General features: G+C 63.4%; 13 protein-coding genes. 5 read left to right on the plus strand and 8 right to left on the minus strand.

Going from position 1 to position 15,205, the window contains the following annotated elements; all coding sequences use genetic code 11:
• Positions 1 to 2 precede the first annotated feature (2 nt).
• From QOU61_RS29780 to QOU61_RS29810, 7 genes are all read right to left on the minus strand, one after another.
• Entirely contained in the window at positions 3 to 941 is a 939-nt protein-coding gene (locus QOU61_RS29780; RefSeq protein ID WP_289654773.1) for a polyphosphate kinase 2 family protein, read from the minus strand.
• A gap of 165 nt (positions 942 to 1,106) precedes the next feature.
• Complete coding sequence (locus QOU61_RS29785; RefSeq protein WP_289661852.1) at positions 1,107 to 1,394, minus strand: GIY-YIG nuclease family protein; 288 nt, start codon at positions 1,392 to 1,394, stop codon at positions 1,107 to 1,109.
• A gap of 151 nt (positions 1,395 to 1,545) precedes the next feature.
• Complete coding sequence (locus QOU61_RS29790; protein ID WP_289654774.1) at positions 1,546 to 2,247, minus strand: NUDIX hydrolase; 702 nt, start codon at positions 2,245 to 2,247, stop codon at positions 1,546 to 1,548.
• Between the two features lie 29 nt (positions 2,248 to 2,276).
• Positions 2,277 to 3,305: an ABC transporter substrate-binding protein gene (locus QOU61_RS29795; protein WP_289654775.1), complete on the minus strand. Its 1,029-nt coding sequence runs from the start codon at positions 3,303 to 3,305 to the stop codon at positions 2,277 to 2,279.
• 146 nt (positions 3,306 to 3,451) lie between these two features.
• Entirely contained in the window at positions 3,452 to 4,240 is a 789-nt protein-coding gene (locus QOU61_RS29800) for an ABC transporter permease (protein ID WP_289654776.1), read from the minus strand.
• A gap of 30 nt (positions 4,241 to 4,270) precedes the next feature.
• Positions 4,271 to 4,834 carry a YbhB/YbcL family Raf kinase inhibitor-like protein gene (locus tag QOU61_RS29805; protein ID WP_289654777.1) on the minus strand — a complete coding sequence of 188 codons (564 nt, stop codon included), beginning with the start codon at positions 4,832 to 4,834 and terminating at the stop codon, positions 4,271 to 4,273.
• 71 nt (positions 4,835 to 4,905) lie between these two features.
• On the minus strand, positions 4,906 to 5,727 hold the full coding sequence (locus tag QOU61_RS29810; protein WP_289654778.1) for an ABC transporter ATP-binding protein: 822 nt from the start codon (positions 5,725 to 5,727) through the stop codon (positions 4,906 to 4,908).
• A 95-nt stretch (positions 5,728 to 5,822) separates the two neighbouring features.
• Between QOU61_RS29810 and QOU61_RS29815 the strand changes: the two genes are divergently transcribed.
• Together QOU61_RS29815 and QOU61_RS29820 are read left to right on the plus strand one after the other, a co-directional pair.
• A complete protein-coding gene (locus tag QOU61_RS29815; protein WP_289654779.1) occupies positions 5,823 to 6,620 on the plus strand; it encodes an ATP-binding cassette domain-containing protein in 798 nt (265 codons plus the stop codon).
• Positions 6,617 to 8,170, plus strand: coding sequence for a glycine betaine ABC transporter substrate-binding protein (locus QOU61_RS29820; RefSeq protein ID WP_289654780.1), 1,554 nt, complete (start codon positions 6,617 to 6,619; stop codon positions 8,168 to 8,170). The genes QOU61_RS29815 and QOU61_RS29820 overlap by 4 nt, the downstream gene beginning before the upstream one ends.
• A 1,327-nt stretch (positions 8,171 to 9,497) precedes the next feature.
• Here the strand turns inward: QOU61_RS29820 and QOU61_RS29825 are convergent.
• A complete protein-coding gene (locus QOU61_RS29825; protein WP_289654781.1) occupies positions 9,498 to 10,481 on the minus strand; it encodes a sulfatase-like hydrolase/transferase in 984 nt (327 codons plus the stop codon).
• Positions 10,482 to 11,019: 538 nt separating this feature from the next.
• Between QOU61_RS29825 and QOU61_RS29830 the strand changes: the two genes are divergently transcribed.
• The 3 genes from QOU61_RS29830 (at position 11,020) to QOU61_RS29840 (ending at position 15,175) form a co-directional block, all read left to right on the plus strand.
• Positions 11,020 to 12,294 carry a DUF1254 domain-containing protein gene (locus QOU61_RS29830; RefSeq protein WP_354142484.1) on the plus strand — a complete coding sequence of 425 codons (1,275 nt, stop codon included), beginning with the start codon at positions 11,020 to 11,022 and terminating at the stop codon, positions 12,292 to 12,294.
• Between the two features lie 17 nt (positions 12,295 to 12,311).
• Positions 12,312 to 13,820 carry a DUF1254 domain-containing protein gene (locus tag QOU61_RS29835; RefSeq protein WP_289654783.1) on the plus strand — a complete coding sequence of 503 codons (1,509 nt, stop codon included), beginning with the start codon at positions 12,312 to 12,314 and terminating at the stop codon, positions 13,818 to 13,820.
• A gap of 431 nt (positions 13,821 to 14,251) precedes the next feature.
• Entirely contained in the window at positions 14,252 to 15,175 is a 924-nt protein-coding gene (locus QOU61_RS29840) for a tripartite tricarboxylate transporter substrate binding protein (RefSeq protein WP_289654784.1), read from the plus strand.
• Positions 15,176 to 15,205 lie beyond the last annotated feature (30 nt).

Genomic DNA, 15,205 nt, shown 5'->3' on the forward strand with positions numbered 1-15,205 from the left:
CGCTACTCCAGTTTGCCCTTCTGCTTCTTCGGCTTGCGCACGGGCTTGCCCTCGTGCTCCAGCGCCTCGCGCACGGCCTTGAACTCCTCGAGCGAGGCCTTGTCGACGCGGGGATAGCGCAGGTTGAGGCCTTCCAGCGCCCGCACGATGGTGGCGCCGATCACCAGGCGCGCGAACCATTTGTGATCGGCCGGCACCACGTGCCACGGCGCCACCGCGCTCGACGTGTGGCGGACGATATCCTGATAGACCGCCTGATAGCGATCCCAGCGCGCGCGCTCGGTGACATCGTCCATCGAAAACTTCCAATTCTTCGAGGGCTCGTCGAGCCGGCCGAGGAAGCGCTTGCGCTGCTCCTCCTTCGACAGGTTGAGGAAAAATTTCAGGACAATGGTGCCCTGGCGGCTCAGATAGCGCTCGAATGACGTGATGTCCTCGAAGCGCTCGCGCCAGATGGCGTGGGTCATCAGTTTCGACGGGATCTTCTCCTTCGCCAGCAGTTCGGGATGCACGCGCGTTACCAGGCACTCCTCGTAATAGGAGCGGTTGAAGATGCCGATATGCCCGCGCTCGGGCAATGCGAGCACATTGCGCCAGAGGAAATCGTGGCTGAGCTCCCTGGTCGACGGCGCCTTGAACGGGGTCACCTCGCAACCCTGCGGATTGACACCTTCGAAGATCGCCTTGATCGCGCTGTCCTTGCCGGCCGCATCCATGCCCTGCAGGACCACGAGCACCGCCCAGCGGTCCTGGGCGTAGAGCTTGTCCTGGAAATCGGTGAGGCGCGTGCGCAGCGCGTCCAGAAGCTTGTAGCCCTCCTCCTTGTCGAGCCCGCCCTTCTCGGCGGTCTTGTGGGACCGCAGGTGGAATTCGCCGCTGCCGTCGACGCGGAACGGCAGGATGAAGCGGTCGAGATCGGTCGACGAGGGTTTCTTGCTCATGGGTGACGGTCCGCATTCCCAGACAGGTCGTCGTAGCGCGCTGAAGCGCAAAGTCTTGCCGCATCGTCATTGCGAGCGCAAGCGAAGCAATCCAGCAAAATCTCGCGGCGACAATAGAAGGCTGGATTACTTCGGAGCTCACGCTCCTCGCAATGACGGATGCGACTAGGCCAGTGTATCGAAAAGATCATTCCATTCCGGGTTCAGACTTTCGATCAAAGCGAGTTTCTTGGCTCGACTACCAGCCTTGATCTGCTTTTCGCGCGTGATCGCATCGATCATGCTCGCGTGCGTCTCGTACCAGATCAACAGCTTGCAGTCATATTTCGAGGAAAATCCCTTGATCAGACCCTCGCGGTGCTCGAAGGCGCGGCGCGGCAGATTGGACGTCACGCCCGTATAGATCGTGCCGTTGCGACGATTTGCCATCATGTAAACGCACGGCTGCTTCATGGCAAAAGACACTAGACCAACCACTTCGTCATTGCGAGCCAGCGGATCGCGCGAACGCGCCCGATGATAGGCTCCGCGAAGCAATCCACGAATCCCGATGCGACAACGGTCTGGATTGCTTCGTCGCTGACGCTCCTCGCAATGACGGCGGCTAGCTGCCCAACTGCTGCTCGATGAAGGCGGTGACGAAGCGCGGCATCGCCGGCGTGAGATCGGAGATCGATCGCACCAGAAGGATCGCGGCAAGCTCCGGATGCGATTGCCGCGCGAGATTGGCTTCGATCCGGGCACGCAAGGCCTCGCCAGGCGTGTCGACGTCGAGCAGACGGATCATCGCGACATAGGCGCTGCTTTCGATGCAGTGCCAATGCGCCGCCGCGCGGTACTCCGCAGATGTCAGCCCGGTCTCCTCCTCGGTCTCCCTGGCGACGCTGCCGGCGATATCGAGCCGGCCATCCCTGATATCGTCAGGGTCGGGCGTTCCGGACGGGAAATAGACGCGACCGGCGTTCGCCGTGTGTTTTCCCATCTCGCCCAGCACGAAAGCGCCGTCGCTGCCGCGCAGCGCGCCCATGCCGAAACCGTTGAAGACGCCAGCGTCGGCGAAGCCCCAGTCGCGCCAGGCGAGGAAGCTCGCGAAATCGGTCTCGAAATAGTCCGCGGCAAAGCGTGCGCCGTCGAAGACCGGATTGCGCCCGAGCAGCACACGTCCGTTCCAGAGCTTTGGCCGCTCGCGCTGCTTCTCGGCGAAATGCGCGTCGATCTCGGCGCTGCGCTCGCGGGCGAACGGCCAGGCCCAGGGCGTGATGCGCAGGTCGAGCGTCGTGACGCGGTGAATGCGCAGGTCAGTCATCGCGTGCCCGCGCTTGCACTGCCGGCGCGCTATTTCGCATTCAGCCCCGTCGTCTTCTTGGCCTGATCGACGAAGCGATTGGTGAACGTCTTGCTGACATCGACATTGGCCTTGGCGACGTCGGGCGAGCCTTCGCTGAACACGGCGAGCACCGCGTCGGCGCCCTTGGGATCCATCTTGCCGGTTTCCGAATACATCGGGATCGTGTTCTTCAGCGCCGCGAGATAGAGCGCCTTGTCCTTGCCGACCAGCTCATCCGGCATCTTCGCCATGATCTCTTCCGGCGAATGCGAATGGATCCAGGAAAGCGTGGCCAGGATCGCACCGGTGAGCGCCTGCGCCTCCTTCTCGTGAGCTTTGACCCAGGCCGCGGTTGAATAGAGCGCGCCGCCCGGATATTCGCCGCCGAAGGTCGCAAGCGTATCGTGCTGCGTGCGCGTGTCGGAGAGGATACGCAGGTCCGGATGGCTGCCCTGCAGCACGGTGACGGAGGGATCGAGCATCACGGCCGCGTCGATCTCGCCCTGCTCCATCGCGGCCACGGCGGTGGCGCCAAGCCCGACGCCGATCACCGCGGCGCTGGTGGGCTCGAGCCCGTTCTTCTTCAGGAGATATTTGAGAAAGAAATCGGTCGAGGAGCCCGGCGCGCTGACGCCGACCTTCTTGCCGGCGAGGTCCTTGACCGACTTGATCTCGCTCGTGTGCCTGGGCGACACCACCAGCACCAGCCCGGGATAGCGGTCGTAGACCACAAAGGACACGAGCTCCTGCTTCTTGGCGGCGAGGTTGACGCAATGGTCGAAATAGCCCGACACCACGTCGGCGCTGCCGCCGAGCACGGCTCTCAGCGCATCCGAGCCGCCCTTGAGGTCGACGAGTTCGACGGCGAGCCCCGCCTTGTCGTATTCGCCGAGCTGCTTTGCGAGCACCGTCGGCAGATAGCAGAGGCACGCGCCGCCGCCGACCGCGATGGTGATCTTGCTCTGCGCGGCCGCCAGACCCGAGGTCAGCGCCAGCGCAAGCAGGGTTCCGGCGAGCCGGCCAAACAGCTTTTTCATGGTTTCCTCCATCGTTGCCGGCCACGATAGAGCAGCGCGACGGGCTTGAGAAGGCGGCTATCTCTCCGTCGTCCCGGCCGAGTAAACGAAGCGAGCGAGAGCCAGGACGACGGCGCGATAACCGACTGTTTGCCATGCCTGCAGGATTATCCGCGGACATCCGCGGGCGCCGGCCGCCATACCAGAAGCCTGCGCTCGACCAGCGTCACCACCATGTCGATCAGGATGACGAAGACCGAGAGCACGAACATGCCGGCGAACACGCCGGCGACGTCGAATATGCCTTCGGCCTGCTGGATCAGGTAACCGAGCCCTGCCGCGGAACCCAGATATTCACCGACCACAGCGCCGACCACCGCGAAGCCGACCGAGGTGTGCAGCGAGGAGAACATCCAGGACAGCGCCGAGGGCCAATAGACATGCCGCATCAACTGCCGCTCGTTCATGCCGAGCATGCGGCCGTTGTCGAGCACCGTGGTCGAGACCTCCTTGACGCCCTGATAGACGTTGAAGAACACGATGAAGAACACCAGCGTCACGCCGAGCGCGACCTTGGACCAGATGCCGAGGCCCAGCCACAGCGTGAAGATCGGCGCCAGCACCACGCGCGGCAGCGCGTTGGCCATCTTGACATAGGGGTCGAACACGGCGGCGACCGTCGGCTGGCGCGCGAACCAGAAGCCGACCGCGACGCCGCCGAGCGAGCCGAGCACGAAGGCGAGGATGGATTCCCACAGCGTGATCGCGAGATGCTTCCAGATCACGCCGGAGGAGAACCATTTGACGACCTGGCTTGCGACATCGACCGGGTTGGAGAAGAAGAACGGCGGCAACCAGACCTTGCCGAGCACCGGCACGGTGGCGAGGAACTGCCACAGCGCGATCGCGACGATCGCGACCAGCACCTGCAGCGCCAACAATCCGATCCGCGACATTTCTTCTCCCCCGCCCCGGCCGCCAACGCTTTACGGCTTCGAGAAGGTGCCGATCAGGCCGGTCGCGCCCTTGGCGTGGCCGTCGAGCGCCTTGATCACCTCGTCGCGCGTCATGCCGGGCTTGAGCGCGGCAGGCTCGAGATCGGTTGCGATCAGCGTGAAGGTGTAGTGGTGCGGCGCCCCGGGCGGCGTGCAGGGCCCGGAATAGGTCGCCAACTTCATGGTGCTCTCGCCGCCGACATATTTGTCGCTCGGCTTGGAGACCTCGCCCTCGGCAAAGCCCTTGACGGAAGCTGGAATGCCGTAAGCGACCCAGTGGCTGACGCCGCCGGGCGGACGGCCCTCGGGATCGAACATCAACAGCGCGAAGCTCTTGGTGCCCTCGGGCGGGTTCGACCAGTTCAGTGCCGGCGAGACGTTCTCGCCGACGCAGTTCGGATTCGACTTGTTGCTGCCGGCGCTCTTGGTCGGAATCCGCTCGCCGTCCTTGAAGGCGGGCGAGGACAGCGTGAATACGCCTTGCGCGTGCGCAGCCGTCGCGCCGCCAAATGCGGCAAGCATCACGGCGCCGGCCAGAATAGAACCTCGAAACATGACCTCTCCTGTTCTTGTTTTGCGTTTGATGTCGTCACGATGACCCGCGTCAGTGGGGGGCGCGGAACGGCTCAGCCTACCCCGGACTGAGCGTATCCCTTCAACACTTCCGCTTTGAGAACACTCCATATTTCACGGTGAAGTGAGTGGAATTCGGGGGTGAGCCGGACCTCGAAAATGTCGCGGGGCCGCTTCAGCGGCACGCGCCAGTCGCCGATGATGCGCGCCGACGGTCCTGCCGACATGATGACGACGCGGTCGGCGAGCGCGATCGCCTCCTCCAGGTCATGGGTGACGAACAGCACCGCCTTGCGGTCGGCGCCCCACAATTCCAGCAGCAGGTTGCCCATGATCTGCCGGGTCTGCGCGTCCAGCGGGCCGAACGGCTCGTCCATCAGGAGAATCTTGGGGTCGCGGATCAGGACCTGCGCGAGCCCAACGCGCTTGCGCTGGCCGCCGGAGAGCATATGCGGATAGCGGCCCGCGAAGCCGCCGAGCCCGACCGAATCCAGAAAGGCCTGCGCGCGCCCCTGCGCCTCGATCTGCGGCACGCCCGCGATCTCGAGGCCGATCGCGACATTGTCGAGCGCGGTCTTCCAGGGAAACAGCGCATCGGCCTGGAACAGGTAGCCGGCGTCGCGGTTGAGCCCCGCGAGCGGCTTGCCGAAGATCCGCGCCATTCCCGAGACGGGCCGCAGCAGGCCGGCCGCGAGGTTGAGCAGCGTCGACTTTCCGCAGCCGGTGGGGCCGACGATGGCGACGAACTCGCCGTCGGCCACGCCAAGCTGCGCCTTTTCGACCGCCGTGTAGCGGCGCCCGTCCGCCAGCCGGAAGGCGACCGTCGCGTCGTCAAGCGCGACCGCCGTCGCCCTGTCCTGATCGTCTGCTCCCATCCGGCGATGGCTTAGCCGCTTGCGCGGACAAGTTCAATCGAGCGCCGCAACGTGCTAGGGGGTGGGATTGCCTCTCGCGCGCGAGCCCCGACCGCATGCCTCCCGCCCCCCTGATCGCCTACGCCCATGCCGGCAAGCGCTTTGCCGGGCGCAACGGCACCGAGGTGGTCGCGGTCGACGACGTCTCGCTCGACGTCGCGGAAGGCGAATTCCTCGCCATCGTCGGCGGCTCCGGCTCCGGCAAGACCACGCTCTTGCGGCTCGCCAACCGCCTGATCGAGGCGGACCAAGGCACGATCACGGTCGAGGGCAGCGACGTGCGCAGCGTCGATGCGGTTCAGCTTCGCCGCCGCATCGGCACCGTGTTCCAGAACGGCGGGCTGTTTCCGCATATGAGCGTGGCCGACAATATCGCAATCACGCCAAGACTGCTCGGCTGGCCGAGGGGCGAGATCGCAGCGCGCGTCGACGAACTGATCGAACTGGTGCGGCTCGACGGCAGCACCCATCGCGACCGCCTGCCGCGGGAGCTGTCCGGCGGCGAACGCCAGCGCGTCGGCGTGGCGCGCGCGCTCGCGGCGAAACCGCGCATCGTGCTGATGGACGAGCCGTTCGGCGCGCTCGATCCCTTGACGCGCGATGCGCTCGGCGATGATTTTCGCGCGCTGCATGACAAGCTCAGGCTCACCACGGTCATGATCACCCACGACATGACCGAGGCGATCCTGCTCGCCGACCGCATCGCAGTGATGCGAAAGGGCCGGCTGCTGGCGCAAGGCGCAGCCGCCGAGCTCTCCACAAGCGACGAGCCCTACGTCCTCGAGCTCCTGCGCACGCCGCGGCGCCAGGCCGAGCGGCTCGGCGGCCTGCTGCCGCGGGACGGCGCGACATGAGTCTGCTTTCCGACCCGCGGTTTTCCGAGGCGCTGGCGCATCTGCCCGATTATCTCGGCAGCCATCTGCGCGTCAGCCTGGCCGCGCTCGCGCTCGGACTCGCGGTCAGCCTGCCGCTTGCGATCATCGCGCGCAACCATGCGTTGGCCCGCGGCGCGCTGCTCGGGCTTGCCAGCATCGTGCAGACGGTGCCGGGGCTCGCGCTGCTCGCGCTGTTCTATCCGCTGCTGCTGGCGATTGCGGCGCTGACGCTGGCCTGGTTCGGCTTTGCCTTTTCCGCCTTCGGCTTCCTGCCCGCGGTGCTGGCGCTCGCGCTCTATTCCATGCTGCCGGTGCTGCGCAACACCATCACCGGGCTTGCCGGCGTCGACGGCGAAATTCTCGACGCCGCGCGCGGCGTCGGCATGACGCCGACCCAGTCGCTGTTTTCGGTCGAGCTGCCGCTGGCGCTGCCCGTGATCATGGCCGGCATCCGCACCGCCGCGGTCTGGGTGATCGGCACCGCGACGCTGTCGACGCCGATCGGGCAGACCAGCCTCGGCAACTACATCTTTGCAGGGCTACAGACCCAGAACTGGGTACTGGTGCTGTTCGGCTGCGTCGCCGCGGCAATCCTCGCGCTCGCCGTCGACCAGCTGCTCGCGCTGATCGAGACCGGATTGCAGCGCCAGAGCCGGCTGCGCACCGCATTCGGCGGACTAGGCATCGCGGCGCTGGTTCTGGCCACGCTGGTGCCGTCGCTGGCGCGGCCGTCTGCCGGCTATGTGGTCGGGGCGAAAACCTTCACCGAGCAATATGTGCTGTCCGCGCTGATCGCCGAGCGGCTGCGCGCGGCGGGGCTGACCACGACCAGCCGCCAGGGGCTCGGCTCCAACGTGATCTTCGAGGCGCTCGCCGGCAACGACATCGACGTCTATGTCGACTATTCCGGCACGCTGTGGGCGAACCAGTTCCACCACAGCGATGTCCGGCCACGCGACGAACTGCTCGCCGAGCTGAAGGACACGCTCGCAAAACAGAAGATCACGCTGTTCGGCGAGCTCGGCTTCGAGAACGCCTACGCGCTCGTGATGCCGAAGAAGCGCGCCGAGGCGCTCGGCATCCGCTCGATCGCCGACCTCGCCGCGCATGCTCCGACGCTGTCGATCGCCGGCGACTATGAATTCTTCTCGCGGCCCGAATGGGCCGGCCTGCAAAAATCCTACGGCCTCGCCTTCCGCACGCAGCGGCAGATGCAGCCGGACTTCATGTATGCGGCCGTCGCCTCCGGCGAGGTCGACGTGATCGCGGGCTATACCTCGGACGGCCTGATCGCCAAATACGATCTCGTCGTGCTCGACGATATCAGGCGCGCGATCCCGCCCTATGACGCGATCCTGTTGCTGGCGCCGAGGCGCGCGCAGGACGAAGCGTTGCAGGCGGCGTTGCGGCCACTGCTCGGCAAGATCGACATCGCGGCCATGCGCGAGGCGAATTTGCGCGCCAGCGGCAACGGAACGTCGCCCGATGCGGTCGCGCGCCGGCTGTGGGAGAATATCGCGAGCCACTAGAAAGAGCGCGGCGAGAAAACAAGAAGTCCGAGGGCTGGATGAATGGAACTCGATGAGATGTTTCGCATTTTGCGGCATAGGTAACCCTTGCGCGCCGGCTTCGCCGAGCGCACTCTTGCGGAGCGTTTTTCACAAGAACTTACGGAGGATGCGCCCATGCCGCGGGTCAAGCACGCTTCGAAGCAGAAACGCACAACCAAAGCCGCCACCGTGAAGGTGCTAGGTGCCGCCGGACTGGGTCTTTCGCTGGCGAGCAGTGCATCCGCATCCACGATGCCCACTGCCGGTATCCCGCAATCTGACAATACCTCGCCAAGTCAGCGCTTCGTTCTTGGCGAAGAAGAAATGGCCGATGTCAGTCTGGCCACGTTCCATCTCTTCGATAGAGAAAACTTTGGCAGCGGCGTGCGGCTAGCGCGCGGCGGATGCGGTGGTTGTGGGTGCGGCCATGGTGGCGGCGGGTGCGGCGGCTGCGGCCATGCTGGCGGCGGTTGTGGCCATGTTGGCGGCGGTTGTGGCCATGTTGGCGGCGGGTGCGCCGGCTTCCGTGGTTGCGGTGGTGGCGCGTTTGTTGGCTGCCGAGGTTGCGGTGGCTTCCGTGGTTGCCGTGGCTTCCGTGGTTGCGGTTGCGGCGGCTGCGGGTTCGGTATCTGGTTCGATGACGACATCGGGTTCGGTGGCTGGGGGTACGGTGGCTACGGTGGCTGGGGGGCCTGCTGCGCATCCTGGGGAGCGTGCCGCTTGTGCTAAGTCCCACGACCATAAGCTGCGATCAGCCTCTCGCTGGTTGCGAGCAAGTGTCGTCGCAATCTTGCTGGCGAGTTTTCCCGCCTTCGTGAGCGCGCAGGTGAACTGCGAGGCGATACCTCACGGACCGGCGCGCACCGATTGCTACCTCGGCCTAAGTCAGTTCTATCGGGGACAATCGGATCTTGCCGCTGCCAGAGCGCGCGCGCAGTCAGACGCCGCGTGGTATCGGGCAATCACCGGAACAGATCCTCCAAAACATAAATCGCATCGGCGACGATAACGGTCAGGACAGTGTTTGCACGAAAATGAGGAAGTCTACTATGTGGTTGTCTAAAGTCGCCGCTTTTGCGCTTATCGTTGAAGCTACAGGCTCAATGTCCGCGTCTCCAGCGCTGGCCGCTTCTGACTGTCCAAAATTGGCAGAACTGGCGGATTGGGGCCAGAACGCGACCGCCGACATTAGCGTCGCGTCCGGAGGAAGTTGCCTATTTCCGATCACGACGCGCGGCACGGTGAGTAGCTCAGATATTTTAGAAAGGCCAACACACGGCAAGTTGAAAAAGCTCAACCTAACTACTTACGAATACAAGGCGAAGGCTAGATATAAGGGGAGCGACACTTTTGCCATCAAAGCAGTGGGACAGGGGCCGACGGCTTCTGGTACGTCGGTAATTACTGTGCACGCGACGATCAAATAGCGTTTCTCGTGTCCATTGAAAGCCTTGATGCGCAGGCCGGAGTTTCCGGCGAATAGCGATCCGTTCGCCTCGTCCACCGTAACCCGGGCGAAGTTCATGGCCGGGGAGCCGATAAAGCCGGGGACGAACCTGTTGGCCGGCTGGTTGTACAACTCCAGCGGCTCCCCCACCTGCTGCACCGCGCCGTCCTTCATGACGACGACCCGGTCACCCAGCGTCGTGGCCTCAAAGCGCAGCGGCGAGTCGTTGCTTGAAGCCGACTCGCCGCCCGCCACCAGATGACGCCTGCCAAGCACCGCGTTAGCGGCACGCAGGTTTTTTTCGTTAAAGATCGAGTGCGTGAGGGCAATTGTCTGCGGGTAAGTTGACGCGTCCCAGCTAATGTCCGGCGGGATGCCGTAGAACTCGTCGAAGCCGTGCGCGGTCGGCAAGCTCTGCGGCGCGCTCCCAAGGTGCCACTTTCCAAAAATCGCGGTGGCATAGCCAACACTCTTGAACAACTCACCCATGGTGAAGGCGCTAGCGGGAAGTGTATAGGGGCTTCCCTCGATGGCGATCAGCGACAGACCATTGCGGATCGAGTATTGTCCGGTCATAAGCGCCGCACGGGAGGGGGTGCACGCTGATTCCACCAGGAATTGTGTGAGACGCAATCCCTCTTGAGCCAGCGCATCAATGCGCGGCGTCGGAGCCCCACGCAACTCGCCGCCGCCATATGACCCAAGGTCGCCGTAGCCGACGTTGTCGGCGAGAATGAAAACAACGTTGGGCTTATTGCTTTGTTGCGCAAAGGCAGTCGCCGATCCCATCAAAGCAAGTAGCGTCGCCGCCGAAGTGATGCGCATTAGGGCTGTGATTTTCATGGCGGTAACTCCTAGGCCGTACTCGGTTGGAAACGTTGCCGCTGCATTCAATTGCCTCAAGCAATTGATGACGCCGTGAGGTGGTGGTGTTGGACCGTCATCGTCCCGTGGATTGATGTCCGCTGCGCAGCGGTCGATCGCGACTGAGTCCAACCAGCAGCAGTCGGTCCATGTCCGCTATGCGTTTTCGGCAAGAACGTAACATTGCGCTCTATGTCCGAGATGGGTCACTAACAGACGTGCCCAGTCCCGGCCTTTGAGGTCCGCTTTACCTCCACAACGGATACGTCGGCACGCGAGTGGCTGTTGCATCGCGATGTCGAGCCGCGATTTCCGATTTTCGACGAGAGTACTCGTGAGGGTAGTGCTAATCTCAAATAGCAGCGGGCCAGCCGGAGTTTGAGCTATGAAAGGATCAATTCTTTCAGCACTCGCGCTAATCTGCACAATAACGTCGTCGCACGGGCAGAACCTCTCCGCAGACGACCTTGCGCGCCGCACCCTCGAGCGCCGGGCCGTCGAGGCTGTGATCTGGGGGATGCCCGCGGTCAATACCGACCTCATGTACCAGGAGATGCTTAAGCTCGGCGGCAAGCCCAACCAGATTGTTTACTGGTCTGGTCTGCTCGACTGGCGCAACCAGACCCTGACTCCCAACCCCGACGTCATCTACTTCATGGCCTTCTTCAACACGAAGGATGGGCCGGTGGTGATCGAGATTCCGCCGGCCGGCGATGGCGTCATCAACGGCAGCATCATGGACCCCTGGCAGGCCGCATTGGAGGATGTCGGCCCGGCCGGCGCGGACAAGGGCGCGGGCGGCAAATATCTGATCGCGCCGCCGGGCCATCAGGGCGCGGCGCCCGATGGCTTTATCGTTCTGCCGTCCGGCAATTATCAGGGCTATGCCTTGCTCCGTTCGATCCTGAAGAGCGGCGGCGACGCCGACGTCAAGGCCGCTGTCGCCTACGGCATGCGGATCAAGATTTATCCGCTCAGCCAGGCGGCCAATCCGCCCGAGACCGTGTTCATCGACGCCATCGGCGCCGCCTACGATTCGACGATCCCCTATGACTTGCGATTCTTCCAATCGCTCGACCGCTTTGTGCAACAGGAGCCATGGCTTATCCGCGACAAGGTGATGATCGATCAGTTGAAGTCGATCGGCATCGAGAAGGGCAAGCCGTTCAGTCCCGACGAAGATACCCAGCGCATCCTCAATGCAGCGGCGGCCGAGGCCCATGCGTGGCTCGACCTGAAATACGAAACCATGTTCTCGCCCTATTACGAAGGGCGCAGGTGGGTCTTTCCCATCGCGCCGGATGTGATTGGAGGTCTTCAGACCCAATTTGCGAATCCGGATAGCTATCCCGTCGATGGCCGCGGTGTCACCTATACGATGGCGTTCTTCAGCACCAAGCATTCGGGGATCGGCCAGTATTACCTAATGACCATCAAGGACAAGGACGGACAGAATTTCTCCGGCGCGAACACCTATCGTCTGACTGTGCCAGCGAACGCGCCAGTCAGGCAATACTGGTCAGCGACGGTCTATGACCGCGCAACGCATGCTCTCATTCGCGACATGGTCCGCGCGGGCCGTTCATCACAAAGTCCTGGACTGCAAACCAACGCTGACGGCTCAGTCGATATTTGGTTTGGACCGAAGGCTGCGGCGGACAATGAGGCCAACTGGGTGCCGACCAGAGCGAACGGGCAATTCGAAGTCTTGTTTCGCTTCTATGGTCCCGAGAAGCCGGTTTTCGACAAAACGTGGAAGCTGCCGGATATCGAGCGGATCGCAGCTCACTAATTGGAGGAGAAGGGTGCATGAGAACCAATCGTCGAGAAATGCTCTCGTTGTTGGCCGGCGCCGCCCCTGCTGCTCTTGGAACGGTCTCTGTCGTCGGCATAACAAGCCCCAGCCGCGCTCAGGAAGCGAGGCGCGTAGCGACGACCGGCCAAGACCAAGTGCAGGGGATCGAGACACGCATCGGCAGGCTCGAATTCACCCACGACTTCGCGAACGGCTATCCAACCGACGCGACGATTGAGAAGCTTTACGACGAGCGCGATTTTCAGCGCGCTTGCCAGGCCTATCTCTGGTCTCTTCCGGCAGTCTCGTTCGCGTCGTGGCAGCGCGGTGTGACGAAGGACCTCGGTGCAAAGAACGGACAGATCGTCGCAATTCTGTCTATCGAGGCCAGGCGCGGCATCTTGACCGCCAATGCCACGACACCGTACTACCTCGGGTTCGCCGATCTCTCGACAGGGCCGCTGGTCATGGTGATTCCGCCGCGCGGTGTGCAAGGTGGGATCAGTGACGCCTGGCAACAAACCATTCCGGGCACCGAATCCCCGGGCACATACCTTGTGTTGGCACCAGGGCAGAACGCGCCAAACGACGTCACAGGCTACACCGTGCGCCAGTCCCCAACCTTCAACATTTTTCTCGGTGCGCGCCTGACTGATGCCGAACCGGATAGAGCGAAGGAAGCGCTGGCGCAGTTACAGATGTACCCTTACGCCCAGCATGACAATCCGCCGAAGATGGACATTCTGGACGCAGGCACCAAGACGTGGAGTGGGCTGCCGTCGCGCGGGATGGAATATTGGCAGCGGGTCAATGAAGTGATTCAGGCCGAGCCGATTGAGACGCGCGACATCTTCTTTCACGCGATGTTGCGGCCGCTCGGCCTGGAAAAGGGCAAACCCTTCAAGCCGGACGTGCGGCAGACGAAAATTCTGACCGATGCCGCGTTCGTTGGCGAGGCAATGGCAAAAGCCAATTCGGCGGATCGCCGATTCAAAGATGGGAGGTATCGATCCGACGCGCACTGGGACTTTGCGTTGCTGCTGGACGCTGACGATCCCGACTCCTTCTGGAACCTGCTCGACGAACGCGCGTCCTGGTTCTACGAGGCCGTGGGCGCGGGCGCGGCGATGGCGCCCAAGCAACCTGGACCTTCGTCCGCGTATCTCAGTGCGTACAAGGATAAGGCCGGTGAGTGGTTGGATGGCGGCAGGTCGTATCGCCTACGCGTTCCGCCCAATCCGCCGATCAAGCTGTTCTGGTCAGTCACACTCTACGACGTCGATACGCGGGCACTGATCCTGAACGAGCAGAAGATTGCCGATCGCTCCTCGCGCATGGACCTGCGCAAGAACGAGGACGGTTCGGTGGATATCTATTGCGGACCCAAGGCGCCGGCCGGCTTCGAGAAGAACTGGATCCCGACCATCCCCGGCAAGAACTGGTTTGCGTATTTCCGGTTCTACCAGCCGACCGAGGCCTACTTCGATCGGTCCTGGCCGCTACGAGACTTTGAGCAACTTTAGACCGAGCACAACGCGCCCTCCGAACCCGCCTATTGCACAAATGCGAGGTGCCAAGGCTCGCTGAGCATTGATGAAGGCGTCGTTGGCATGGGCCATCGTTCCGGCGCCCCGCGCCTTGCAGAAGGCCGCTGTTGCTGCGGTGCATGAGTCCGCAAGTGGCACATAGCGTCATTTCGCTGCGCTGCCGACATAACGGACTCTGGCACGCCGTTCGCCCGGCAAATTTATGAGTTCACGGCCTTAGTGTCCTCTCGGACCTGACATTCGCAAAACAGCGTGGCCCGCTGAATGATGCGAAGTTCGGGTCCGGGACACCGGCTCACACCGGCTGGATTGGCGCGGCCGCCCGGGCTAACGTGAAGACCATGGGATTTGCCGATCGCCTCCTCCGCTCTTCTTTCGTCATCACATGTGCCGCGCTCGCGACAGCTTTGCCGCAGCGAGCGCATGCGGAAGTCAGCTATCCCACGCATTCGGTGCGCATCGTCGTCCCCTTTGCGGCCGGCGGGGTCGCCGACATCACGGCGCGGATCGTTGCGGAAAAGCTCGGCGACAGGCTCGGCCAGCGCTTCTATGTCGAGAACCAGCCCGGCGCCGGCGGGATTGCCGCCGCGCGCACGGTGATCTCCTCGCCGCCGGACGGCCACACGCTGGCGCTGCTGACGAACGGAACGGCGGTCAGCGTGTCCCTGTTCAGGAAGCTGCCGTTCGATCCGCTCAAGGACTTTGCCGCCGTCTCGAGCCTCGGCTTCTTCGACTTCATCTTCGCCACATCGGCCAATTCCGGCTTCAGGATGCTCGCCGATTTCGTCGCGGCCGCCAAGGCGAAACCCGGCACGCTCAATGTCGGCACCATCAATGTCGGCAGCACGCAAAACCTCTCCGCCGAGCTGTTCAAGACGGCGGCCGGCATCAACTTCGCCATCATCCCCTATCGCGGCACGCCGGACATCCAGGTCGCGCTGCTGCAGGGTGACGTGACGCTGATGATCGACAGCTACTCCGCGATGATGGGCAACCTCGCCGACGGCAAGCTGCGCGCGCTCGCCTCATCCGGCGGGCGACGATCGGAGGCAACGCCGCAGATCGCGACCGCGCAGGAGAATGGCGTCAACGGCTACGACGTCGTGTCCTGGAACGCGCTGTTCGCGCCGGCCGGCACGCCGCCCGAGATCGTGGACAGGCTGAATGCCGCGCTGCGCGAGATTCTCGCCGATCCCGAGGTCAAGAAGCGGCTGCTCGGGCTCGGCATCGAGGCGCGCGGCAGCACGCCGCAGGAGATTTCGGACCGGCTGAAATCCGACATCGACAAGTGGCAGGCGGTGATCGAGAAGGCGGGCATTCAAAAACAATAGGCGCGAGATCGCGCCAAGGGAGAGAAGTGC

The organism is Bradyrhizobium sp. NP1 (assembly GCF_030378205.1).
Lineage (GTDB): Bacteria > Pseudomonadota > Alphaproteobacteria > Rhizobiales > Xanthobacteraceae > Bradyrhizobium.